20 protein-coding genes are annotated in these 25,575 nt (G+C 42.3%); 9 read left to right on the top strand and 11 right to left on the bottom strand.

The window, feature by feature from the left end; genetic code table 11:
• The first annotated feature begins 2 nt into the window (after positions 1 to 2).
• From galE to glpD, 7 genes are all read left to right on the top strand, one after another.
• Positions 3 to 1,016 carry a UDP-glucose 4-epimerase GalE gene (galE, locus tag AABI99_RS01800; RefSeq protein ID WP_338362940.1) on the top strand — a complete coding sequence of 338 codons (1,014 nt, stop codon included), beginning with the start codon at positions 3 to 5 and terminating at the stop codon, positions 1,014 to 1,016.
• Position 1,017: 1 nt separating this feature from the next.
• Complete coding sequence (locus tag AABI99_RS01795; RefSeq protein WP_338362939.1) at positions 1,018 to 2,082, top strand: UDP-glucose--hexose-1-phosphate uridylyltransferase; 1,065 nt, start codon at positions 1,018 to 1,020, stop codon at positions 2,080 to 2,082.
• Positions 2,072 to 3,220 (top strand): galactokinase, encoded by a 1,149-nt coding sequence (gene galK, locus AABI99_RS01790; RefSeq protein ID WP_338362938.1) that lies wholly within the window; start codon positions 2,072 to 2,074, stop codon positions 3,218 to 3,220. Before AABI99_RS01795 ends, galK begins: the two co-directional genes overlap by 11 nt.
• Positions 3,221 to 3,239: 19 nt before the next feature.
• On the top strand, positions 3,240 to 4,241 hold the full coding sequence (locus tag AABI99_RS01785; protein WP_338362936.1) for a Gfo/Idh/MocA family oxidoreductase: 1,002 nt from the start codon (positions 3,240 to 3,242) through the stop codon (positions 4,239 to 4,241).
• Positions 4,242 to 4,272: 31 nt separating this feature from the next.
• Entirely contained in the window at positions 4,273 to 5,601 is a 1,329-nt protein-coding gene (locus AABI99_RS01780) for a dienelactone hydrolase family protein (protein ID WP_338362934.1), read from the top strand.
• Between the two features lie 204 nt (positions 5,602 to 5,805).
• Positions 5,806 to 7,308: a glycerol kinase GlpK gene (glpK, locus tag AABI99_RS01775; protein WP_338362933.1), complete on the top strand. Its 1,503-nt coding sequence runs from the start codon at positions 5,806 to 5,808 to the stop codon at positions 7,306 to 7,308.
• 201 nt (positions 7,309 to 7,509) lie between these two features.
• Positions 7,510 to 9,015, top strand: a complete 1,506-nt coding sequence (glpD, locus tag AABI99_RS01770) for a glycerol-3-phosphate dehydrogenase (protein WP_338362931.1) — start codon at positions 7,510 to 7,512, stop codon at positions 9,013 to 9,015.
• A gap of 81 nt (positions 9,016 to 9,096) precedes the next feature.
• Here the strand turns inward: glpD and AABI99_RS01765 are convergent, their stop codons facing one another.
• Complete coding sequence (locus AABI99_RS01765; RefSeq protein ID WP_338362930.1) at positions 9,097 to 10,053, bottom strand: 2-dehydro-3-deoxygalactonokinase; 957 nt, start codon at positions 10,051 to 10,053, stop codon at positions 9,097 to 9,099.
• Position 10,054: 1 nt separating this feature from the next.
• Complete coding sequence (locus tag AABI99_RS01760; protein ID WP_338362929.1) at positions 10,055 to 10,813, bottom strand: SDR family NAD(P)-dependent oxidoreductase; 759 nt, start codon at positions 10,811 to 10,813, stop codon at positions 10,055 to 10,057.
• Positions 10,814 to 10,989: 176 nt separating this feature from the next.
• Here AABI99_RS01760 and AABI99_RS01755 point away from each other — a divergent pair, with 176 nt between their 5' ends.
• Positions 10,990 to 11,691, top strand: a complete 702-nt coding sequence (locus AABI99_RS01755; protein ID WP_338362928.1) for a FadR/GntR family transcriptional regulator — start codon at positions 10,990 to 10,992, stop codon at positions 11,689 to 11,691.
• A 64-nt stretch (positions 11,692 to 11,755) separates the two neighbouring features.
• On the opposite strand, the gene AABI99_RS01750 is transcribed toward AABI99_RS01755, so the two are convergent.
• From AABI99_RS01750 to AABI99_RS01720, 7 genes are all read right to left on the bottom strand, one after another.
• A complete protein-coding gene (locus AABI99_RS01750) occupies positions 11,756 to 13,888 on the bottom strand; it encodes an alpha-galactosidase (protein ID WP_338362926.1) in 2,133 nt (710 codons plus the stop codon).
• A 391-nt stretch (positions 13,889 to 14,279) separates the two neighbouring features.
• A complete protein-coding gene (locus AABI99_RS01745; protein WP_338362925.1) occupies positions 14,280 to 15,758 on the bottom strand; it encodes an SLC5 family protein in 1,479 nt (492 codons plus the stop codon).
• Between the two features lie 79 nt (positions 15,759 to 15,837).
• Entirely contained in the window at positions 15,838 to 16,599 is a 762-nt protein-coding gene (locus AABI99_RS01740; RefSeq protein ID WP_338362924.1) for a SapC family protein, read from the bottom strand.
• 12 nt (positions 16,600 to 16,611) lie between these two features.
• Entirely contained in the window at positions 16,612 to 18,138 is a 1,527-nt protein-coding gene (locus AABI99_RS01735; RefSeq protein WP_338362923.1) for a tryptophan halogenase family protein, read from the bottom strand.
• A 173-nt stretch (positions 18,139 to 18,311) separates the two neighbouring features.
• The gene (locus AABI99_RS01730) at positions 18,312 to 21,056 is read right to left on the bottom strand and encodes a TonB-dependent receptor (RefSeq protein ID WP_338362922.1); all 2,745 of its coding nucleotides are present in this window, start codon (positions 21,054 to 21,056) and stop codon (positions 18,312 to 18,314) included.
• A 186-nt stretch (positions 21,057 to 21,242) separates the two neighbouring features.
• Positions 21,243 to 22,223 carry an aldose epimerase family protein gene (locus AABI99_RS01725; RefSeq protein WP_338362920.1) on the bottom strand — a complete coding sequence of 327 codons (981 nt, stop codon included), beginning with the start codon at positions 22,221 to 22,223 and terminating at the stop codon, positions 21,243 to 21,245.
• 182 nt (positions 22,224 to 22,405) lie between these two features.
• Positions 22,406 to 22,795, bottom strand: a complete 390-nt coding sequence (locus tag AABI99_RS01720; protein ID WP_138541508.1) for a thioesterase family protein — start codon at positions 22,793 to 22,795, stop codon at positions 22,406 to 22,408.
• Positions 22,796 to 22,831: 36 nt separating this feature from the next.
• Here AABI99_RS01720 and AABI99_RS01715 point away from each other — a divergent pair, with 36 nt between their 5' ends.
• Positions 22,832 to 23,536 (top strand): 2OG-Fe(II) oxygenase, encoded by a 705-nt coding sequence (locus AABI99_RS01715; protein ID WP_338362916.1) that lies wholly within the window; start codon positions 22,832 to 22,834, stop codon positions 23,534 to 23,536.
• 75 nt (positions 23,537 to 23,611) lie between these two features.
• On the opposite strand, the gene AABI99_RS01710 is transcribed toward AABI99_RS01715, so the two are convergent.
• Both AABI99_RS01710 and AABI99_RS01705 read right to left on the bottom strand, forming a co-directional pair.
• On the bottom strand, positions 23,612 to 24,847 hold the full coding sequence (locus tag AABI99_RS01710) for a cysteine desulfurase-like protein (RefSeq protein ID WP_338362915.1): 1,236 nt from the start codon (positions 24,845 to 24,847) through the stop codon (positions 23,612 to 23,614).
• Positions 24,848 to 24,856: 9 nt separating this feature from the next.
• A complete protein-coding gene (locus AABI99_RS01705; protein WP_338362914.1) occupies positions 24,857 to 25,489 on the bottom strand; it encodes a 2OG-Fe dioxygenase family protein in 633 nt (210 codons plus the stop codon).
• Between the last annotated feature and the right edge of the window lie 86 nt (positions 25,490 to 25,575).

Here is a 25,575-nt window from a genome sequence, read left to right as displayed (position 1 = left end):
ACATGAAAGTTTTAGTCACAGGCGGCATGGGCTACATAGGCAGCCACACATGTATTGCACTTCATGAAGCAGGCATAACCCCTGTTATTTACGATAACTTATCTAATGCAAGCCCTCGTGTGCTTGATCAACTCGAAAAAATTACTGGCACCCGTTTTGAGTTTATTTTAGGTGACATTCAAGACGAGCAGCAGTTTAAGCTTGCCCTTAAACACAGCAAGGCAGAGGCGGTATTTCACTTTGCAGCACTTAAAGCGGTGGGCGAGTCCACCGAGCAACCCCTTCGTTATTATCAAAATAATGTATCGGGCACATTAAGCATGCTACAAAGTATCCAAGAAGTAGGCGTTAACCATATTATATTTAGCTCATCAGCCACGGTGTATGGCGAGCCAGACTACCTCCCTATTGATGAAAAACACCCTATACGCGCTACTAACCCATACGGTTGGAGCAAAGTGATGGTTGAACAAGCCATGCAAGATGTATGTAATGCCAACAGCCAATTTATGGGCATTGCGCTTCGTTACTTTAACCCAGTAGGTGCGCACCCAAGCGGTTTATTAGGCGAAAGCCCAAATGGTATTCCAAATAACTTAATGCCATTTATTGCTCAAACTGCGGTAGGTAAACGCGAACTGGTTAATATTTTTGGTGACGACTACGACACTAAAGATGGCACCGGCGTGCGCGACTATATTCATGTTTTAGATTTAGCTAAAGGCCATGTAGCGGCTTTTATGCAACATAAAACAGATACCGCATTTCATGCTTACAACCTAGGCACAGGGCAAGGTTATTCAGTGCTTGATATGATCAACGCATTTAGCGCCTCAGCCAATAAAGATATTCCTTATAAAATTGCAGCACGTCGTGCAGGCGATATTGCCTGTAATTACGCTGATGCTACAAAAGCACAAAACACCCTTAACTGGCATGCAGAATTAACACTTAGCGACATGACCAACGATACATGGCGCTGGCAAACTAATTACCCAAGTGGGTTGGAGAGTTAACATGGCTTTATTAGAAAGTACTCACAGACGTAAAAACCCGCTAACGGGACGCTGGGTATTAGTATCACCACATCGTAATAACCGCCCGTGGTTAGGTGCAACAGAAACAGTAAACGAAAGCGTACTGCCCAAACACGATGAAAGCTGCCCACTTTGCCCTGGTAATACCCGTGCAAATGGCGACAGCAATCCAGATTACAAATACACCCACGTATTTAAAAATGACTTTGGCGCTTTAACACCTAATGAAAGCGAGCAATCGCAAAGCTTAGCCTCAGACAGCGATTTATTTATTGCCGATGAAGCAAGCGGCGAATGCCGTGTCATTTGTTTTTCGCCTGAGCATAATAAAACATTACCTGAGCTTGAGCACGATGCCCTGGTCGAAGTGGTAAAAACTTGGAAAGATAACTACACAGAACTTGCTCAGCACTATGAGTGTGTACAGGTTTTCGAAAATAAAGGCGAGATCATGGGTTGCTCGCAGCCCCACCCACATGGTCAAGTATGGGCTCACTCGCATTTATCAACCGAAATAGAAGCCGAAGATACCCAGCAGCTTGCTTATTATAAAAAGCATGGCAGCGCAATGCTTGCCGATTACGTGCAAAAAGAGCAAGCAGATAAAACCCGCGTCGTATTTGAAAACGAGCACTGGCTTGTTGTAGTGCCATTTTGGGCAGCATGGCCGTTTGAAACACTACTGGTAACTAAAGATAACATTCAAAACTTTAGCCAGCTGAACGATGCACAAACAGACGCTTTAGCACAAGCGCTTAAAGTATTAACCACTAAATACGACAACGTATTTAATTGTAGCTTCCCGTATTCTATGGGGTGGCACAATGCCCCCGCTAATCGTGGCTCAGATGAGCAACATTGGCGTTTACATGCTCATTTTTACCCGCCGCTACTTCGCTCTGCTACTGTGAAAAAACACATGGTTGGCTACGAAATGCTAGGCGAAAGCCAGCGCGATTTAAGCGCAGAAACAGCTGCTTCTATTTTACAAGCAGCCAGTACCACACACTATAAAGAAACAGCAGGACACACAGATGACGCTTAACGATTTTCAACAACAATTTTTATCACTGTACGGTGCGCCTGCTCAAGGTATTGCTGCAGCACCTGGGCGTGTAAACCTCATTGGCGAGTTTACTGATTACAATGATGGCTTTGTATTTCCATGCTCATTAGAGTTTCGTACTCAAGTGATGTTTAAAGAGCGCGACGACAACATAATTACCGTGCATTCGTTAAATTACCCAGGCGAAAAAGATAGCTTTAGTGTTGATGAAGACATCAGTGAAGGACAATCGCAATGGGGCAACTATATTCGTGCCGTGGCATTTGTATTAAAGCGTGCAGGCCACACTTTACGCGGCGCCGATTTACTGATTGACAGTAACTTACCACAAGGCAGTGGCTTATCGTCATCAGCCGCATTAGAAGTAGCCATTGGTGGTATGTTTAACCATATTGCACAACTTGGTTTAAGCGAAGAAAAAATCGCTTTATTAGGCCAAGAAGCCGAAAACGACTTTATGCATTGCCAGTCGGGCATTATGGATCAGCTGATTTCGGCAAAAGGCGAAAACGGCCACGCTCTTTTAATTGATTGTGAAAACCTAGCGACTGAATCAGTAAAAGTACCGGATGATTTAAACATTGTTATTGTTAACTCTAACTACCCACGTAAGTTAGTAGATAGCGAATACAACCAACGTCGTGTTGATTGTGAGCAAGCAGCTGCAAAAATGAACGTAGCCACGCTTCGTAAAGCCACCATGGCGACGCTTGAAGCTGCAAAAGACGCACTCAGCGAAAACGAATACAAACGTGCACACCATGTAATTAGCGAAAATGAGCGTGTAATTGCCGCAACAAAAGCGCTGCAAAATAACGACATTGATACACTACGTGAGTTAATGGCAGCATCGCACCAGTCGCTTAAACATTACTTTGAAGTTACCGTACCAGCGACCGATGGCCTAGTAGAAATTTGTAAAGAAGCCATGGGCGAGCGTGGTGCAGTGCGTATGACCGGTGGTGGCTTTGGTGGTGCGATTGTGTGTTTATGCCGTGATGCAGAAGTACCCCTTATTAAAGCAGCAGTAGAGCAGCACTACTTTGAACGCTTTAACTTAAATGCCGACATTTACGTATGTTCAGCAGGTTCAGGATTACAAATTACGTCTTTTTAAATAAAACTAAGGAATAAGTATGGCAAAGGTTAACTGGGGTATTATTGGGTGTGGCAATATAGCTCACACCTTTGCTAAGAGCATTGCGCATTGTGCTAATGCTCAACTTATTGGCGCTGCATCAACTAGCGAGCAACGCGCAAATGAGTTTGCCACACACTATTGCATTAAAGGCTATGAAAGCTATCAAGCCCTCATGCAATGCCCACACATTGATGCCATTTATATTGCCAATACCCACGAGCAACACTTTAAAACCATAGCGCAATGCTTAATGAATAATAAGCATGTACTCAGCGAAAAACCCATCACCGTTAATGCACAGCAACTCACCACTCTTAGCCAGTTAGCCGAGCAACAAAACTGCTTTTTGATGGAAGGTGTATGGATGCGCTTTTTACCTGCCATAGTAAAACTGCAGCAGTTACTAAGCGAAGGTGTAATAGGCAAAGTACACAGTGTTAATGCCAACTTTAGCCTAGCAGGTAACTTTGCTGACTCACACCGACTAATGAACCCTGCAAGCGCGGGCGGTGCATTGCTTGATTTAGGCATTTACCCACTATCGATTGCCGATGTGGTATTTAATAAAGCCCCTGAGCAAATTAAGTCTCTAGTTCATAAAAGTAATACCGGTGTAGATGAGCGAAGCGTAACCCTGATTAATTACGGTCAAGGCCAATTTGCACAACTAAGCAGCGCGTTACAACAAAGTGGCCCCACTCAAGCGTGTATTTTAGGTGAACACGGGTTTATTCGTATTGATGAATTTGTCGGTGCGCAGTCACTAGAGCTTCATTTAAACGCCCAGCAAATGCAGCAGTTTGATTTTAGCTTTAATGACGATGAAAACTTTAAATTTGAAATTGCTCACGTTAGCGAATGTATTTTACAACAACAAACACAAAGCAATGTATTACCGCTCAGCACAAGCCTGCGGGTAATGCACATAATGGATACGCTTCGGGCGCAGTGGCAGCTTAAATACAGTGATAACGTAGAGAGCAATAAGTTAGATTAATAATAAAAAATACACACAACAAGGATACACAATGACAACCACACACACTTTAAAGGCGCTTACTAAAGCCTTGCTGTTAGCCAGTAGTTGCTTAGCGGCAAGTACTGCCTTTGCAGATCAAAAAACGCCAGAGCAACTCTACCCACCTTTAACCAGCGAAGTATTACCAGAGCTTGCCGCTAAAGGTAGTTACAATGTAGGTGTGCAAACGCTTGACTTAGTTAACCCAGCGCAGTTTGACCCAGCAACACAAACTCAAAAAGATCGCCCTTTAAAAGTAGAAGTGTGGTATCCCGCAACAAACGCAGCAAAGGCACCACTGACTAGCTACACTGATGTCACACGCACAGGTAAATCATTTACCTTACAAGCCGATGCCATGCGTGGTGTTACTATTAATAATAAAGAGCACTACCCTGTTATTGTGCTTTCGCACGGCTATACGGGCTATCGCACCATTATGTATTACTTGGGCGAGCACTTAGCGTCACATGGGTACATAGTGGCAGCCATAGACCATACAGACTCAACCAATGCCGATGTTGATTTTAAAAATGCGCCGTTTTCGGGCTTTTTTAGTACCCTGATAAATCGCTCACGCGATCAGCAATTTGTACTTAATTATTTTAACGAACAAAACCACTTTGCCAGCAAGCAAGTCGATGACAACAGCGCTGGTATCATTGGCTACTCAATGGGTGGTTTTGGCGCGGTAAATACAATTGGTGGCTGTTATGAGTTTAATGAGCAAACCACTGCCATGTTTACCGGCATAAAAGATTCGGCACAAATTAAACAGGTGCAACAATTACTCAATAGCTGCGCTGGTGGGCAATATCAAAATCCAAAAGTAGACTCTCGCATCAAAGCCATGGTGGCCTTTGCGCCTTGGGGCGGGCAGCATAATTTATTTAATGTCAGCGCTATGCAAAACATTAAAGTGCCTTCGCTTTATGTAGCGGGTAGCTTAGATGATATATCCGGTTATGAAGGCATTAAAAACCTGTATAACCAAACGGGCAGCACCAACAAGTATATGCTTACTTACAAAAATGCTCGCCATAATATCGCACCTCATCCCGCTCCCACTATTGCAAAAAGTAGCAGTGAAATAGATATTGGCCATTACTACGAACCATCATGGTCAATGCGCACAATAAACGAGACTAACAAACACTTTGTACTTGCTATGATGGACTGCCATGTAAAAAGCATTACTAGTCGATGTGAATACCTAGATTTACCTCAAAATGGCGACCAAGCTATTGTTGATGGTAAACCGCTGCCACAATGGCACGGGTTTGATCACCGTTTTTCGACAGGAATGGATTGGCAACAAGCTAAGTCACACACCAAGTAAACGAAATCCTAGCGGCTAACTTAATCGTTAGCCACGTACGCCCTTAAAGTTATGCCGTAATAAAGCTTCTGTTTATTAAATAGTTAGCAAACAAAACCAACACGGTTATTTTTTAAACGGCTTTTTTAAGAAAAAATCGTTGCCATTAATGTAAGTTAAAGGCAATCTAGTCATATATAAGATAAGATAAATAACATAAATATCATGTCAAAATACATACTTTCAATTGATCAAGGGACCACAAGCTCTCGGGCTATCTTGTTTACAAAAGATGCAGACGTTTTTGGCTCAGCGCAGCAAGAGTTTTCACAGCATTTTCCACAAAATGGATGGGTAGAACACGACCCAAATGATATTTGGCAAACCGTGCTAAGTACCAGCCGCAAAGTGTTAGCAGATAAAAACGTACAGCCTGAAGAAATTATTGCCATTGGTATTACTAACCAGCGCGAAACCACCTTAGTGTGGAACAAAAAAACAGGTAAACCAATTTATAACGCTATTGTTTGGCAAGACCGCCGTACCAGTGATTACTGCGAAAGCCTAAGCACTGATGAGCTTTGCCAAACCATCAGCGATAAAACAGGCCTGCTACTAGACCCTTACTTTTCGGCCACTAAAATACGCTGGATTTTAGATAATGTTGAAGGCGCTCGCGAACAAGCCCTTGCGGGTGAACTGGCCTTTGGCACCGTTGATACTTACTTGCTATGGCATTTAACCGGTGGCAAAGAGCACCGTACCGATGCCACAAACGCATCGCGCACTATGTTATTTAATATTCATACTCAGCAATGGGATCAAGAATTACTCGAGTTATTCGAAATTCCTGAGTCTATGCTGCCACAAGTAATGGACTCAGCCGACGAATTTGGCTCGACCAGTGACGATATTTTTGGCGCACCAATACGCGTATGTGGCATTGCCGGCGATCAGCAAGCTGCACTTGTTGGCCACGCTTGTTTTGAACAAGGCATGGCTAAAAGCACTTACGGTACGGGCTGCTTTTTAATGCTTAATACTGGCGAAAAAGCGCTTACCTCTGAAAACCGCTTACTAACCACTGTGGCTTACAGATTAAACGGCAAACCAACTTACGCTATTGAAGGCAGTATTTTTATGGCTGGCGCCACGATGCAGTGGATTGTTGAAGGCCTAAAACTACTCAGCCATGCCGGCGAAAGCGAGTCTTTAGTAAAGGATGTACCGCTCGATCATGGGGTATTTTTAGTACCTTCGTTTACAGGTTTAGGTGCACCATATTGGGACCCGAACGCACGTGGTGCCATTTTAGGTTTAACGCGCGACTCAGGCATTAGCACGATAGTTGCTGCTGCGCTGCAATCAGTTGGGTATCAAACCAAAGATTTACAAAAAGCGATGGAGTGTGACGGCCTACGTCCAAGCGTGTTACGTGTAGATGGCGGTATGGTTAAAAATAACTGGGTACTCACCTTTTTATCAAACATTTTAGGCGCAACCGTTGAGCGCCCAACAGTGACCGAAACAACTTCGTTAGGCGTAGCATACTTAGCTGGTTTACAAAGTGGTGTTTATGAGTCAACGCAGCAATTAGCTGACATGTGGACCTGTGACCGCCGTTTTGAACCAACCATGAGTGCAGATGAGCGCAATGACTTATACGCAAAATGGCGACACTGTGTAGCGCAAGTTCGTTTATCGAGTGACGATTGCGAACAAGCGTAAAGTAACGGAGTCGCTAATTAGCATTAGCGACTTAAAACCAAAGCGTACAAGCCTTACAAGGCGCGTTATACGCGGGATGTTTTAAAAAGATCAGGATCAAAAATTAACAATCAAAAAGCGTGTTTATCTATTGTCAAATAGGAGTCAGCGCTTTATGATGCTATATGTCTTATTTATATTACAAATAAAAAGGTTAGCTCAGTGGAATTAGCAGATAACGAATACGACTTACTCGTCGTCGGTGGCGGTGTTAACGGCACTGGAATAGCAGCTGATGCAGCAGGCAGAGGTTTAAAAGTTTTATTGTGTGAACAATCGGACCTTGCCAGTGCAACGTCTTCAAATAGTTCTAAGCTGATCCACGGCGGTTTACGCTACCTTGAGCATTACGAATTTAGGCTTGTAAAAGAGGCACTAGCAGAGCGCGAGGTACTACTTAAAAACGCCCCGCATATTATGTGGCCGCTGACCTTTAGACTACCGCACCAATCACATCTTCGCCCTGCTTGGATGATCCGCATTGGCCTGTTTATGTACGATAACCTAGCAAAGCGCGAAACACTCGCAGGCTCGCGTAGCATTAAATTTGGTGAAAATAGCGTATTAGAACCTTCTATTACCAAAGGCTTTGAATACTCAGATGGCTGGGTTGATGACTCACGATTAGTTATTTTAAATGCCCTAGCCGCTAAAGATAAAGGTGCAACCATTGCAACGCAAACCAAGTGTGTCAGTGCAAAGCGCATTGATAACCAATGGCAGGTAACGCTTGAGCAACAGCAAAGCAAGACGCAACATACTATCAAAGCCAAAGGGATTGTTAATGCTGCAGGCCCATGGGTTGCAAAACTATTTGACGAAGCGCTCATTGAAAAATCACCACAAAATATCCGCCTTGTTAAAGGCAGTCATATAGTGGTGCCACGTATTCACGATGAAAAACAGGCTTATATTTTACAAAATAAAGACCAACGCATTGTGTTTGTTATCCCTTTTGAGGATGACTACTCGCTAGTAGGCACCACCGATGTTGAGCACAAAGGTGCAGCGCAAGATGTTAAAATTAGTGATGAAGAAATCGATTACTTAATTGATATTACTAACAGCTACTTTAAAAACCACATTAAGCGCGAAGACATAGTACATACCTTCTCGGGTGTACGCCCGCTATTGGATGACGAATCAGTTAATGCGCAAAAAGTTACGCGTGATTACAAGCTAGAGCTTACTAGCGAAGGTAAACATGCGCCATTACTGAGTGTGTTTGGGGGTAAAATTACTACCTACCGCAAACTCGCTGAAGCTGCAGTTAGCAAACTTAAAGAGTTTTATCCACAAATGAGTGAGGCTTGGACTAAGTATAGCCCCCTTCCAGGTGGCGATTTTAGCTCAGTAGAGTCACTCACTAGTGAACTAAAAGCAGCGTACAGTTGGTTACCAGAAATTACTCTCAAACGTTTTGTACGCACTTACGGCACTCGTGCAAAGCTGATTTTAGGTAGTGCAACTCAGTTAAGTGATTTAGGCCAAGACTTTGGCCATGGCTTATTTGCTGCTGAAGTAGATTACTTGCTTAATGAAGAGTGGGCTGGCGATGCCTATAACATTTTATGGCGCAGAAGTAAGTTGGGTCTTCGCTTTAATGACGCGCAAGTAGCAACACTTAATCACTATATCGAGCAAAGTAAAGCTGCTAAAACGGCCTAACAGCAGCTTGCAGCCAATTTAACCCTTACTTTATTTAAGAACTAGCCCCCAATAATTGCACACTCAATATTGGGGGCTTTTTTATTTTTGCTTGGTTTTATTACTATTAAATAAATAGTTAAAACCACTTAACGTAGCCTCTTTCACACCAAACTCTAAACATTGCACACCAATGCAATTTAACGCATGGGTAAAGCACTTATTTAGTTGTTCTGTGCCAATAACCACTACTTTAGAATTATTCACCAATTGCCATTCGCTAGCATGGCGTGCAGCGCGTACATCACTACCAATTAACACGCCCGATAAATACGCCTTTGCTTGCACTGGCGTGAGCTCTTTTGAAAGCTGGCGAGTACGCACACTAAAAATGCCATGCGCTAAATTGCCGCTATCACTGCCTAAAGTAAGCTCACAACCTTGTTCAAATGCATACCAGTCAAACTCCCCTGCTTCACAGTCATTAGGAATAAGGACACTTTGATGGCAAAGCAAGTCGTATAGTTCACCGGTCATTGCTGTTTTAAAACAAATAATTTGACCTTCTTTTAGCAGCACCCATTTAGTATGGGTGCCGGGCAAACAAATGAGCACAGTGCCGTGCTGGTAGGCTGGCTGGTGCTTTAAAAAACCTAAAATTTGCAGCTCTTCGCCACGCATTACATCAAATAAATTATTTTGTAAGGTGCATTTTGTGCCAGGTAAAGCACTCACTTTGTTACCCGCGCAATCAAAATTAACTGCGCCACCAAGTAGCTGCTCTGGGTTTATAGGGCACGCTAAATATGGAGTTTCTTTCCAACCAATACTTGAGGTAATTTGACCTGCCATATAAATGGGTAACACCCCATACTCACTAGTCCATGGTGCAACCACGCCAATCAACGTATGCTCAAAGTTTTGCTTGTCTCTGATAACCCCTGGACCATCGCGCTGTGCAACTAATGACAACTCACCATTGCCATTTGTACTGCATAAATAAGCACGTAGATGACTTGTTCCCCAATCTACAGCAATATAAAGGTTTGAGTACTGCAATTTAGAGCCTCCCACCGTCAATTTTAATGCCTTGACCGGTGATCATACTGCTTTCGTCGGCAGCTAAAAAAAGGGCCAAGTTAGCAACATCCTCAGGGGTTACTAACTTTTTAAGTGCCATAGCCTGCATCCACTTCACCTGCTCTTCTTCGGTAAACCAGCTAGCTAATTGGCGCTCGGTGGCAACCCAGCCAGGTAAAATAGCATTAACTCTTATGCCAAACTCACCATAATCACGAGCCAGTGCTTTTGTCATCCCGATTAAACCGGCTTTTGCTGTTACGTAGCCCGCCATTTGTGGCTGCCCCATAATGGCATTAATAGAGCTAAAATTAATAATACTCCCAGCACCTTCGCTTTTCATGTAAGACATAGCCACTTGGGAGGCAAAAAACGCTGGATTTAAGTTAATTTGCAAACACTGATCCCAATCTTGTACCGTCACATCTTCACTGGCTTGACGACGGTCGTTGGCTACATTGTTTACTAACACATTAATGGCACCAAGCTCTGCACATGCATCAACTAATGATTGTTGTAAAGCTGTTGAGTCGGTAACATCAACCTGTCTAAACCACAATTTAGCGTTAGGCAGCGAGGCGATAAGAGATTGTGCAGCCTCATTATTAATATCTATAAAGGCAATTTTGGCATTTTGAGCTGCAAATGCTTTGACCATAGCACGGCCAATGCCTGATGCACCGCCGGTAATAAAAACAACTTTGCCAGAAATGCTGGGGAAGTAAGCGTGTTGATTCAAATGCGTTTCTCCATAGTACAAATTGCCTCTCATTATTTTTAATGCTGTGTCAAAGAGGATTGCTGTTACAGTTGTGTTAAAATGCTTGCTTTTAACAAAGTTTATAACATATCCTTTCGTACATTAATATGATATATGATATATAATAAAGCAATCACTCATTCGGATAACGCTCAATGAAAAGCCAACCTCGTCAAAATTTAACTCAACAATTAACTCATGATTTAGGCTTTGCGATTGTGCGTGGCGTATACCCTGTTAATGAAGGTTTGCCTTCAGAAGCAGACTTGTGCGTAAAATACGATGTGAGCCGCAGTGCAACACGAGAGGCGGTAAAAATGCTTTCTGCAAAGGGGTTAATATCTTCTCGCCCTAAGCAAGGCATTCGCGTATTGCCAGAAAGCAGCTGGAATATGTTCGACACCGATGTACTGCGCTGGATTTTGAGCAGCAAGCCCTCACTTTCTTTATTAAAAGAGTTTACCCAGGTACGTGTCGCGCTAGAACCTCAAGCCGCTGCCCTTGCGGCAGAACATGCCAGTGCAGAGCAACTTGCTGAAATAGACAGCGCACTTGCCCGAATGGCCGATGCAGATCAAGGCTTAGACGATCCACTTGAAGCCGATATTGCGTTTCATACTAGTATTTTAGTGGCCAGTAATAACCGCTTTTTTGTACAGCTCACTGAATTTATAAGCACCGCGCTGCGCGTGAGTATTCGTTATACAAACCATATAAAAGGCGTACCAGGGGCTGATGTTGCAAAACATGCTGATATTTTAAATACGATAAAATCTCGCAACCCAGAGCGCGCCAAAAAAGCGGTGGAAACTATTTTAGAAGAAGCGCTTGAACTTATTGAGTCTAAACTCGATTAATCGCTTTAAAAAACACCATTAAAAAAGGGAGCTACTTAGCTCCCTTTTTACTGCTTGCTATATTTTAAGCTTTGTTAAGCTCAAAGATCAGCGATGTTTGCGGGAATGAAATAGGCATTTGCAGGCCAAATTCCATTAACGCTTCACCACTAAAGGTTTGACCGTTTACAGCCGCAATTGATGAAGGGCGGTACTCTTCAAATTTAACAGGCCACACTAAATTAAGCGTGTACTGTGCATCTGCATCTAATCCTACAAAACGAAGCTTATTAGGTGCAGTGCGCGGTGTTTCACGTACACTATTGTATGCAAATAACGCTTTTGATTTTTGTTCATCAACTAAGCCAAAGTTAATTGATAAGCCGTCGCTATCTAAGCGGTATAAATCAGCAGCATGAATAAATTCACGGTGTTCTTTGTGCAGTGCAATAGCTGCTTTAAGTGCTTCATACTCATGATCAGTCAGCTCACGTGGGTCCATTTCAATACCCATGTGGCCAAACATTGATACCGCTGCACGCATTTCAATACTTACATTACGACCAGTAATATGACAATCACGCGGGCCTACGTGTGCACCCATCACTGATGAAGGGAAGAAAAATGAGCATCCTCGTTGAATTTCAAGACGATCTAACGCATCGTTAGAATCTGACGTCCATACACGGTCTGTGTGCGCAAGCACACCGTAATCAACACGAGCACCGCCTGATGAACAGCTTTCTATTTCAAGGCCAGGATGCGCCGCTTTAATACGGTCAATTAAACGATACAGTGCTAATGTTTGTTGATGTACCGCCGGCTTACCTGAGAAATTACCAGCGTGGTTTATATCGCGGTTCATATCCCATTTGATGTACTTAATAGTTGGGTACTCTACTAAAATATCGTCAACTGCTTTGTAAAGATACTCAACCACTTCGGTACGTGTTAAATCAAGCACAAGCTGGTTTCTAAAGCTTAGTTGTTCGTTATTTTCTGAGCCTAAAACCCAATCAGGGTGAGCGCGGTATAAATCGCTATCTGGGTTTACCATTTCTGGTTCAAACCAAATACCAAACTCCATACCTAAGCTATTTACATGGTCGATCACTGGCGATAAACCATCTGGGTAAATCTCGTAATCTACCGTCCAATCACCAAGGCCTGCGTAATCACCACGGCGGCCTTTAAACCAGCCATCATCAAGTACAAAGCGCTCAATACCTAAAGGCGCCACTTTGTCGGCTAACTGTTTTAATGTGTCTACATCATGGTCAAAGTAAATACCTTCCCATGTGTTGTAATGCACTGGGCGTGTTTTCTCACGCTGTGCCCGAGTTAACAGGTTTACTTTTACAAAACGGTGGAAATTGCGTGATAATGCGCTAAAGCCATTACTTGAAAATGAACCATAAATACTTGGGCTTTGGTACGTTTGACCTTCAGCAAGGGTTAGCTCACCTGGTAATAATAACTCACCCATTTGTACATAACGGCGCCCTTCTGGTAGTAGCTCGGCACGTAATTTGTTGTTACCGCTCCAACCTAAATGAAAGCCATAACACTCGCCTTGCTGCTCGCCTGCGCCTTCGCTGTGAACTAACAAACCAGGGAATACATCGTGCGAGGTTTTACCTTTGCGGTTTTCGCGTACAAAGCTGCCTAATACTAAATCAACCGACTGGCGCTGAAATTCGTTTGACCAACGCCCTTCAAAGCTTACTAACTTGTTCATGCTATCGGGTAATTGGAATGTTGGTGCAGCACAAAAGTTAACACTAAGAGGTGAGTCACTTAAATTAGTTAAAACAGTGTGTGCACTAAGTACGTCTGTAGCATTATCAAGTGTGATGCTATGCACAACTTCAATACCGCGAAGCTCATCTACGCTTACAAACTCAAGGGTTGACGCACAAGGCTGGCGAACTTCTTGAAGCTTTGGCCCAACTGACCAAGCAATTGTGTCGTTGCTTAATTCTAACCCAGGTGCGCCAGTAAAACCTTCACCAAGCAACGGAGAAAGAGAAATAGGTGCTTCTTCAACCACGGCACACTTTACTTCCTGACGAGTCGCAAGCTGAGTTAGCATAGTTTCAGTTGTTTGCTCAGACAAGCGCTTACCGAAATAGAGTAGCGCTGGTGTTTTGCTCTGGCAGTCGAAAATAACGGTGCTGTTTGCGCTGTCTAATCGAAAGAATGGTTTAATATCAGCCATGATTCTCCTGTCCTCTTTATGAAGATGAGTTTAATACGCGAGTAGATTATGTGTGTTTACTCGCAGCTTACTGCGTTAAATTGCAGCCAGTGAGTTTAAAATAATAGTATATATCATACAAATTACTTTTAGATAGTGTTTGCCTTACAATTTCGTCAATTATATTACTGGCTATACCAGTAATTACTCTATGGTTTAAACCAAAGAGCTAATATCGTTATGAATAATAGTATTTAAAACCTGTATGTTGTGCTGCTTAAGCTCAATTAAATAGAGATAACTCTGCTCCACTAAAAACGACAAGATAAATAAAAACCGGCCTAAGTCACCCTAGGCCGATTTTATTAAGTTTTAACGGTTTTATAAAAAAGCTTAGCTTTTTTATAATTTGTTATTTAGGTGCGTGTACCTGCGGCGTTTCTTCAATGGCTGGCGATTTGCCCGACCATTGTGCATTTAACCCGAACACCACCTTATTAACGATTAACGCAAATGCCACACATACTATAAGTGTAATCGGCATTAAGTGAATATAGTGCAGCTCAGTGTGAAGCGGCGAGTTTTTAAATGTCAGCATACCATACATAACCACACCTAAAATTACCGCAGCAATACCTGCACGCGCATCCACATTTTTAAACAATAAGCCCACTACAAAAATTGAGAATATAGGCATACTTAATAAGCCGTTTAACTGTTGTAGTAAGTTAATAATGCTGTCGGCTTGCTGATAAATTGGCACAAGCACCAAGGTTAAGCTAGTAAGTAACAAGGTCACGTAACCGCTTAGCTTAACTACACTTGGCTCTTTATTAAAATAAGCCTCGTGAATATCACACACATACAATGCCGTCGCCGAGTTTAATAAGCTGTTATAAGTAGAAAGCACTGCCGCCGCCATTGCTGCGGCAAACACACCCGTTAACCAGGCAGGCATTACATCACCTACAATTCGGCCATAAGCTGCATCACCAATGTCGCCATACAGTTTGTACGAAATAATACCAGGTAGCACTACAATCGCCGGTACAATTAAAAAGCGAATACCCGCTGCTGCAAATATCCCTTTTTGTGCTTCTTTTACATTAGGCGCGGCCATTGCGCGCTGAGTAATAGTTTGGTTAGTACCCCAATAATACATTTGAATAAAGATCATGCCGGTTAAAAGCGTAGGCCAAGGGATTGGCGAGTCAGCATCGCCAATTAGCGTTAAGCGCTCTTGTGGAATACCGCTAAAGTCGTAATCAATCGCGTTGAGCGCTAAAAATACCACCAGTATTGCCATGCCAAGTACAAGTAAGCCGTTATAAGTATCTGATACCGCAACCGCGCGTAAACCACCAAAAAAGGCATAAATTGCACCTACCAAAGCAAATGCAGTCGCTATATACATTAGTGGAATATCGACCTTGAACATGGTTTGCATAAATAACGCACCAGAGTAAATTACCGCAGGCATATAAATAAGCGCATTACCTAAAAAGAATAAACCGCCTATAACTGCACGAATATGCTTATTTTGATAGCGCTTTTCTAACAGCTCTGTCGTGGTAGTACAGTTGTATTTGTAATACACCGGAATAAAGACTTTGGCTAAAATAATAAGCCCTAAAATAGCTGCTAATTCCCACCATACAAGCAAGGCCATTTGATTGCCATTCATGCCCACCAGCTGGTCGGTACTCAAATTTGTGAGCGTAATTGAGCCTGCAACAAACATCCAAGTAAGGCCACCGCCCGCTAAAAAATACTCTTTTGTTTGATTATCACCACTATTACGATTTTGGCCTCGGCACTTCCAATATGTAAGTCCACCAATTAAAGCGGTTACAAAGAAGAAAACCACCAACTGCAAAATGTTGTCTGACATGTGTGTCTCCAGCGCGTTAAACGCAATGTCTGTCTATGTGAACGTATTAGCCTTTGTGGGCTAAATAATAAATTGCACTTTACAGTGCGTGTGCATCTCGACTTAGTTCTAACTTAATTTGCTTTAAAGGCATAAGTTCAGGATGCAGGTTATGACGCTTTACTAACGCATTTAACTGAAACAACGAAATAAGCATACTGTTAAGCACACTCAGGTAACCTTGTTTGTGTAAATTAGCAATGGTATCGCTGTCTAAAGCTTGCAATTTGTCTTCATCAACGGTGCTCAAACCTTGAATAGTTTGCGCCTCGCCTTGCTCAAACTGCAAAACAATATCTATGTTTTTTATAAGCCCTAATCGGGCAATTTCTTGAGTAAATTGATACGTTTGGTAATCATTTTTTAAATCGCTTTCGAGTAATTTTTGCTGCGCACTTAAATACAGGCTTGGGTTGCCTTTGGCATCAAATAGCGACTCGCCTTGCTGGGTATTAACAGCCGGGCTTTGCTCATCAATCGCAATAAAGTAATCACTGCTATTTGCTTCGCGAGTGAGCAAATAGAGTGGCTGGGTTTGTATACATACAGGCGTATACAAGGCTTGCCATTGATTGTTATCAGCAAATAAACTTTGCCCTGCACTAAAGCTAGTTAAGCCCGAAATGGTGTAGCTGCCGTTATGCGCATTACGCGCTAAAAAAATAGGTAAATCGCAGGCTGCTTTTGCCACTTCGTTTGCTCGTAAATTAACTAAGTGCTGTGTTTTTGCGTACTCAACACCCGCATTAGGGTTAATTTTTATTGCTTGGTGTTGGGTATTAGATAGTTCACTTATTGCCATAGTTACACATCCTTAAACTGGGTTAGCCGCAAGCCACTGCTCGATGTAAGCGCGGTGAGGCGGCAAGTTTTGCAACATCTGCTGTGTAAGCTGGCTGTTACGTTCAATAATTTGGTTAGCGTGTGTATTGTGTGAATACAAGTACGCTTGCTTAGAAAAATCGGGCTTAAAGCCCATACCGTATAAAACATACTGGTAACTGGCGGCAGGAAATAGCTCTAATGCACCATGAAAATCTTGGATAAGTGGGCCACGAGTCTCCCAAAGTAATAAGTCTTCTTGTAAACTTTGTGGAATAGATTCAGGCTGCACATGCGCTTGCCAATATGGTTCAGGCCGTTTAGTAAGCATATAGTGCAGCTTTAAAAAGTCGATAATACGCTGCCAGCGGTAATCCATTTGCTCATTAAAACGCTTAGCGACAATGGGCATTACTTGGGTATCGGCTGGCATGTGCTCTGCTACAAAGCGAGACGAAATCTCAACCAACATAATGGCGGTTGCTTCAAGGGGCTCTACAAACCCTGCCGACATCCCCACTGCAACACAGTTTTTGTGCCAAAACTTTTCTCTGTAACCTGACTCAAAACTTATTTTTCGGGCGGTTAAATCTTTAGCAGCATCGCCTAAATAATTGCGTAGGTTTTGCTCTGCTTCTTCATCGGATAAAAATTTACTTGAATACACATGCCCCACACCTCGGCGATGTGTTAAGCCAATATCCCAAATCCATCCGGCATTTTGTGCGGTGGCAATCGTATGGCTGGCAAGCGATTCATCGCCGTCTTCGTAGGGGACTTGCATCGCTAGGGCGCTGTCGTTAAATAAAACGTGATCCATTTTTTTAAATGGCACGCCAAGGGCTTGGCCTAATAACAGCGATGAAAAACCTGTGCAGTCTATGTATAAATCGGCGTTTATGGTACGAGTTTGATCTTTTAAGGTAAGGGTGTCTATTGCACCATTTTCATCAAGCTTGGTATGCTCGACAGTACCAATAACATGCTCAACACCTAGCTTGCTCTTGCAATGCTGTTTCAATAACTCGGCAAAGGCACCAGCATCTAAGTGATAAGCATAATTACAGTTAGCTTGGTATTCACCTTGCGAAATACCACGTGGAGCAAGACTGGCTTCGCATATATCATGTTGAAAGTTAGCTTGCTGAGCAAAGTTTTCAACATTATCTAAATAAGGGGCTAAATCTATACGGCCGTAACCTAGCGGCACTGTAAAGGGGTGGTAGTAAAAATCGTTGGTGCCATGTGTCCAGTTTACAAATTTACCGCCTTGTTTAAAGGTCGCATTACAAGCTCTAAATACATCGACTTCACGCAAACCAATTTGCTGAAGCGTGTTTTTCATGGTGGGCCACGTCCCCTCGCCTACACCAATTGTTGGAATATCAGATGATTCTACCAACATCACGTTTAAGCCATCACCCTTATTACCTCGGTGATACGAGGCAATAATTGCAGCGCTCAACCAGCCTGCTGTGCCACCGCCAATAACGGCGATTGTTTTTACTGCTTTATTCATAACGGACTACTCTTTGAGTATTTTATTGATAACCAGTGAGACAACAAATGCCCTTTCGGGCATTTGTTTAAATTAGTCTCATGTTGTACAAAATAGCGACTGAGTATATTAATAACAGTCGTTATAATGCACTGCAATGAAAACTAAGAGGCAGTGTTTGCCTCTGTTATCAATTAAAACGTGCCGCGAATACCAAACGCGTAACGTGAGCCATTATCTTCTACAGAGTAGATTTGATTTGCAAAACGGCCCGTTTGCACTAACTCTTCTTCAGTAATATTGATGCCTTCTGCAAAAATAGTGAAGTTTTCGTTGATGTCGTAGCTTGCACTGATATCCCATTGACCGTAAGTTTCTACGTTCACAGGCTCGCCATTAAAGCCGTTATCAACTAAACGTAAAAAGCCTTCGCGGTTATTAAATGCAATACGTGCTTGCCAGTGATCTTGCTCGTAAAACAATACTAAGTTTTGCGAATCACCTAAGCCTTCAAGTGCAAATGTTTGTGAAGTATCAGAACCTACGCTAATGTCGCTATCTACTACTGTGGCATTAGCAATAAAGCCAAAGCCATTTTCAAACATGTGAGTTACACCAATCTCGTAACCTGTTACCGTTGCAGACTCACCATTTTGCGGGCGGCTCACAGTGTAAATTTCTGAACTACCATTAAGCTCAGCATCGGTTTGGTCAGTACAGGTTGTACACGCAAAGTCAGGACCTGTACGGTCGGTCATGTCGTATGTTTCTTCGCCTGTTAAAGTAACAATGAAATCATCCACTTCTTTACTAAATACGGCAAAGCTAAATAAGTTAGCGTCGTTGTAGTACCACTCGTAAGAGATATCCCAGTTTTCAGACTGGAACGGCTTAAGAGCAGGGTTACCACCACTTGCTGTTAGGTTTTGACGACGCGGCTCGTTAAACGTTGTCGCAGGAGAGAGCTGAGACATGGTAGGACGCGTAATACTGTCGTACGCTGCAAAGCGTAAAATCATGTTGTCTTGCAGTTCAAGCTTAACGTTAAATGATGGAAGTAAGTTTGAGTAACTTGTGCCTTCTTTAATATCTGTTGCTGGACCAAATACGTTTTGGAATAAGGTTGCATCAGAGGTAGGAATAACATCACTGATAAAGCTTTGTACTGCAGCTACTTCGATATCTGTTTCTGAGTAACGTGCACCCATGTTAACCGTAACTGGCATATCAGCTAGGTCAAAACCAATGGTAAAGTCCATGTACAGGCTAGTGATATCTTCGTTAATTGTGTAACGGTTATTTTGTAATGTTGGCTCTACAGGGAAACCTTGGGCAGCTAGGTAATCAAGCATTTTGTCGCCATCGTAGCTATAAAATGTATCGATTAAACCTGGGAAGTAGTTACTTGCTGAGTAAGCTTCAAAATCAATTGCATCAAGTGGTGCTTCAGTACCGTAACCACAAAATTGACATTGGCTACCAAAAATTTGGAAGCTTGATTTTTCACGCTCTTGGCGATACGCACCAAAGTTAATGCGATCCACTGGTCCTTTGTCTGGCACGTATTCAAAATCGGCTTTAATCTCGGTGATTTCATCTTCATCAGTAAACTGATTACCAATTTCGTTATAATGTAGGCGCGCAAGGTTTGCATCTGGCAGTGAGCCATTTTCAAAGCCATCATGCTGTACGGTAGGAACGCTACCGGTGCCATCAAAGCTGTAGCTGTTAATAATACCCACTACGTTAAAGCGGTCATTACCAGCACGGTCGTTTTCAGCTGTTGAGCGAGATACGTCAAGTTTTGCTTTTAATGACTCATTGACCTGCCAGTCAACGTTAACACCATAAGCTTTGTTAGTTACATCACGCGAGTTACGTGTGTGTGATACAAAGTCGGTTGCAGGGTTGCCACTGGCGTTACCTAAGCCTACTTCTTGCGTAAAGGTAAGTAAGGTGCCTGTTTCTGGGTCGATTGTTGCGCTACCTACGCGGTCTGGTTCAAACCAAGAAGCTAAATCACGTACCGTCGAATCAACCTCAAATTTTGAAATTAAACCATCTACAGTAATAGTGATATCGTCAGACGGCGCATATTGTAGTACTAAGCTTGCATTGGTACGCTCACGATCTTGCTCATCAACAACTTGGTCCCAGTTACGCGGAATGTATGCATTGTCATACAGTACGCCGTCTTGAGGGTTAGAAATTGTTTGGCCACCGCGCCAACCAGCCGTTAAAATTTGGTTATTTTGCAGTTTTCGTTGCTGATTAGTAATAGCAAAAAGCACACCGAGCTTGTCATCATTAAAGGTATTACTTACTAAAAATGAAGCCGATGGCGATACTTCTTCAGAAAGGCTTTCGTACATACCTTTAACTGAACCGATCACATGTAAACCACCAAAGTCAAAAGGACGAGCCGTGGTTACGTTAACCGTACCACCAATGCCGCCTTCTTGAAGTGTTGCACTATTACTTTTATAAATGTCAGCACCAGTGATTTGATCTGCTGCTAGAACATCAAAATTAAATTCACGCCCTGCGCTGTCTGTCGCAATTTGACGACCATTTACAAGTACGGTATTAAATTGTGGGCCAAAACCACGAATTGTTACTGCCTGCCCTTCACCGCCACTACGGTCAATGGCTACACCTGTTATACGTTGCAAAGATTCTGCTACGTTTAAATCAGGAAATTTACCAAGATCTTCTGCTTTAATCCCATCGGTTACAACGTTAGAAGCTTTTTTATCTAACATTGATGAACGTAAGCTGCTGCGAATACCCGTTACTGCGATAACCTCAACATCTTTATCTACTGTCGGTGTGTCACCTTCAGCGCCTTGAGCTGCAACATGGCCGCTTGCCAATATACCTGTAATAGCAATACTGAGCGCGGTTTTCTTGTTGAACGATAACTTATTGTTAATTATCATTTTTTAAAAACTCCTGATTGTGTGTAGTCATTTTGTCGTTGTATGGTGTGTATAGCTTCAAATACTATTTATAATATAAATACTTTAAATTGAGCAAAAGTGCAACCTTTTCCTTAATTATGGCTATCTTTTTGTTACTTATAATTTTCTTTTTGTTTTCTTTAATTTAACAGCGAAATTAGTATGTTATTGCGAAAAAGCAAAAATTATTTGCTGGTTGTATTCTTCACCGGGTAATAAATTAGCTTTTGGAAAGTCGGTTCTGTTTGCAGCATTAGGCCAATTTTGCGCTTCTAAGCACAGTGCTTGACGTGCTTTAAAAGGCGCCCCTACAAAGTTTGCGGTGTATAACTGCATGCCTGGCTGGGTACTTTTTAGAGTTAAATTAACACCCGTGTGTGGCGAGGTTAATGTAGCCATTGTTTTTAAGCTGCTGTTATCATTAAAAATATAGCAGTGATCAAACCCATTGCCAGCATCAAGCTGCGCATGCTGCTGGTAAAGTGCATCGCCAACGCGCTTAGGGTTAGTAAAATCAAAACAACTGCCCGCGCCATCTTCATGATGAGCAAGCGGTATACTGTTGCTATCTATAGGTAAATAGTTTGCGGTGTTTATTTGCAGCACATGATCGTTAATGCTCTCACTGCCTTCAAGATTAAAATAGCAGTGGTTGGTAAAGTTAACGAGGGTTTCTTTATCGGTTTTGGCTTTATAAGAAAGTATAAGCTCACCGTTGCAAGCGGTTATAGTTTGCCAAACGTGTAATTGGCCAGGAAAGCCTTCTTCACCATCTGCCGCGCAATAATAAAGCTCCACTTTATTACTGTTTTGTTTAGTGACTTGCCACAGTACTTTATTAAAGCCTTTTTCACCGCCGTGTAAGCTATTTGGGCCATTATTTGCTTTAAGTTGGTACTCTGTGCCTGATAATACAAAATGTGCGTTTTCAATACGATTTGCGTAACGCCCGACTGTTGCACCTAAATAAAATGGGTTTTCTAAATAATACTGTGGGTCGCTCACTGCGAGCGTCATCTCTTGGTTATTAAACTTTATGCTTTTGATAGTAGCGCCAAATGGCAATATTTCTGCAGTTAAGCTTTTACCATCGCTAAGCGTTATCACCTCTAACGGTTTATTGCCAGTTGTAGATGCCACATTCATTCTCCATAAACTACCTGCTCAACAGTACCTGTTATAGCGGTGCAACAATATATAATATAAATAGTATATAAGTGAGGAGCGTAACTCAATCAAATTACGTTAAAAAAACAGCTATAAAAATTTACAGCTGTCGCTTGTGGTTTACATAACCGCTCCTCGTTGCGTGGAGTACATACACCTAGTTAAATTAGGTGCTCGTTAAGTGCTACGACTTCTGCCTCACTTAAATTTTGCTTAGCTTTGTTTTTAAAGTTATAACGCACTAATACCGTTTTACCCACAACACAGCATTTACCTTGCTGCCACGCCTCTTGCTTAATGGTAAAAGAGCTATTTCCTATATGCTCTACAGAGGTTTTGACAGTGACTTCGTGGCCATAAAATAACTCCCCTACAAACGATGCTTCTATTTTAGCGATGATCAGTTTCCAGTCGTGTGGGTTTAGATCGGGAGTAAAAAATTTAAAAATAGGGACACGTGCGGCTTCAAACCATACTGGTAGTACGGTATTGTTGATGTGTCCGAGTGCATCTGTTTCGCTAAAGCGCGGCATCACTTTTTCAATAAACATAAAAATCCAAATAATAACTAAATAAAAAGGTAAATCATGACGGACTTTATCCACGTTATTGATAACGCGTTAAGCGATGAATTTTGCGATAACTTTATTACCACATTTTCTAACAGCCCGTATGTAAAACAAGGAGTAACCTCCGGTGGTGTGGACTTAAAAAAGAAAGACAGCCACGACCTACAGTTAAACAGTTACCCAGAATACGCCCAACAATTAAAGCATATTCAGCAAACCACTGCACAGCATGTTTTTAACTATGTGGAAGCGCACTTTTTTATGTTAATTGGCGCATTTGGCTTAAAGGTTTACCACCCAAAAACAGGTGATGTGGTGGATTTAACGCAGGATAATTTTGATGAAGTAGGCAAGCCACAGCTCTCTGTGTTGGTGCAGCAAATATTTAGACTTGGGAACATTCAGGCGCAAAAGTACGAAGTAAATAAAGGTGGCTACCCTTACTGGCATAGTGAAGTATACCCACAGTTACAACACAATGAAGCACTGCACCGTGTATTATTATTTATGTTTTATTTAAACGATGTAGAGGAAGGTGGCGAAACAGAGTTTTACTATCAAAAACGTAAAATAGCGCCTCAAAAAGGCACCATGGTGATAGCCCCAGGCTACTTTACGCATACCCATCGAGGTAATAAGCCGGTATCAAACGATAAATATATATTAACCTCATGGGTGCTATTTAACCGAGCTGAACAAATATACGGTACACCTAAGGGCTAACTCCTGAATAATCAGCCAATAAAAAAGCCATAAGTTTTTTACTTATGGCTTTTAAAGTGCTGAATGGGTATGACTTTAACCTAGTAACTCATCAAACAAATCAAATAACGTATCTAGCTCTTCGGTAGTGTTGTAATGCATACAACCAATACGCACTACACCGCCCTTATCAAGTACGCCTAATTGCTCACATAAACCTTGAGCATAAAAGTTACCATCCCACACACAAATGTGCTGTTTGCCTAAAAATTCAGACACCTCACGAGGTTCAAGTCCTTCAAAGGTTAGAGCAAACGTTGGCGTACGCTCGTTTAAGCGCTCAAGATCATCAATGCCAAATAGCTTAATACGCGGGTAATTAACTAAACGTGTTAAAAAGTACTCACTAAGCGCCATTTCATGCTGCTTGGTCTTAGTAAAAGCCACGCTTAATTTTTCGCGTCGAGTGTGACTGTCATCAAGCTCACTAATTGCAGCAATGTAATCAACAGCGGCAACAAAACCAGCTAAGGCCTCGAAGCTTTGCGTGCCTGTTTCCCATCGACCTGGTGCTACATCTTTAGCAGGTTCTACTTTATAAGGAGTAAACCCTTCAAGGTGCTGCTGTTTACCATAAACCATACCTAAATGTGGGCCAAAAAACTTATATGCAGAGCAGGCTAAAAAGTCGCAATCAAGTGCTTGCACGTCAACCAGCTCATGCGGTGCATAATGTACGGCATCAACATAAACAAGAGCGCCTACAGTATGAGCTAGCTCTACAATTCGTTTTATATCGTTTATAGAACCAGTGGTGTTTGAAGCATACGTAACAGCAACCAGTTTAGTGTTGCTGTTAAGCAAGCTTTCAAATTGCGCCATATCTAAGCTGCAATCAGACTCTTTAATTAAAGCCGTATTAACTTTAACGCCTTTATCTTCTGCGGCTTGCTGCCAAGATGATACGTTTGAGAAGTGATCAGCGTTAGTCACAATGATTTCATCACCCGCTTGCCAATCGCGCGAAATAGCACGGCTAAAGCTAAAGGTCAGACTGGTCATATTTGGGCCAAAAACAATATTTTGTGCACTTGGCGCGTTCAGTAAGTCGGCTGCTGCTTGGCGCGAATTTGCCATTAGCTCTACGGTTTTATCACTTGAAAAAAACGCACCACCTAGGTTGGAGTTGTAGTGCCCTAAATAAGCAGTCATTGCATTAAGCACTGACTGCGGCACTTGAGAGCCACCTGGGCCATCTAAAAATACCGGCGATTTACCATCAACGGTTTGTGTTAGTGCAGGAAACTGCTCACGTAATTGCGCTATGTTCATACCCACTCCTTAAGATGTAAGTACAAAGCAATCCAAGTAACCTGGCTTGCTAGTATCGACTTTATTCATTGGTGTGGCGTTGTGCCAAACTTGACGGTCGTTTATTAATGCAAACATACCGTCTTTGATTTCCATCTTGAAACATGGTTCAGCTTGCTTGTTTTCGTATACTAGCAGTTCGCCGCCCTCAAGGTTTTCGTGAGAAACACCACATACACATACATGGTCAAAGCCATCTTGATGAACACCTTCAGGTGCCGCAGGCGTATCACTATCAATGGCTAGCATTCTAAATTGGTGAATTTCAATATCGCGGTCTTCATCAATACCGGTAAGCTCACAAAACTCACTTACAATGCTTTTCATACCTTGAGACTCAAGTAAGCTTTGCTCTAAGTTTTCATAAGTACGCTCAACATTACCTTGAAAAGTATTAATTGAATCGTCTTGAACAAACGCCTTGGTAGCTTGAAGTTTTAGCTCACCATTTTGAAACTTAATTACCGAGTAACGACGCTTACGAAATTCACCATCTGCATAAGGATTAGCAGGTAGGTTATCAAAAGAAGGCTTAACTAAATCAATATTTGCTTGGTTAATAAAACGAAGTTGCAGTAAATTCTGGTTGTTTAATGCAGTCATAAAATCTCGCCTAAAATAATGAGAATATTAAAAGAGATTTTAATGCATATACAGGGGATTTTCTGAGCATAAATTGAGGTATAAAA

The organism is uncultured Pseudoalteromonas sp., from assembly GCF_963922945.1.
Classification (GTDB): domain Bacteria; phylum Pseudomonadota; class Gammaproteobacteria; order Enterobacterales; family Alteromonadaceae; genus Pseudoalteromonas.
This window is presented reverse-complemented; position numbering and strand designations above follow the sequence as displayed.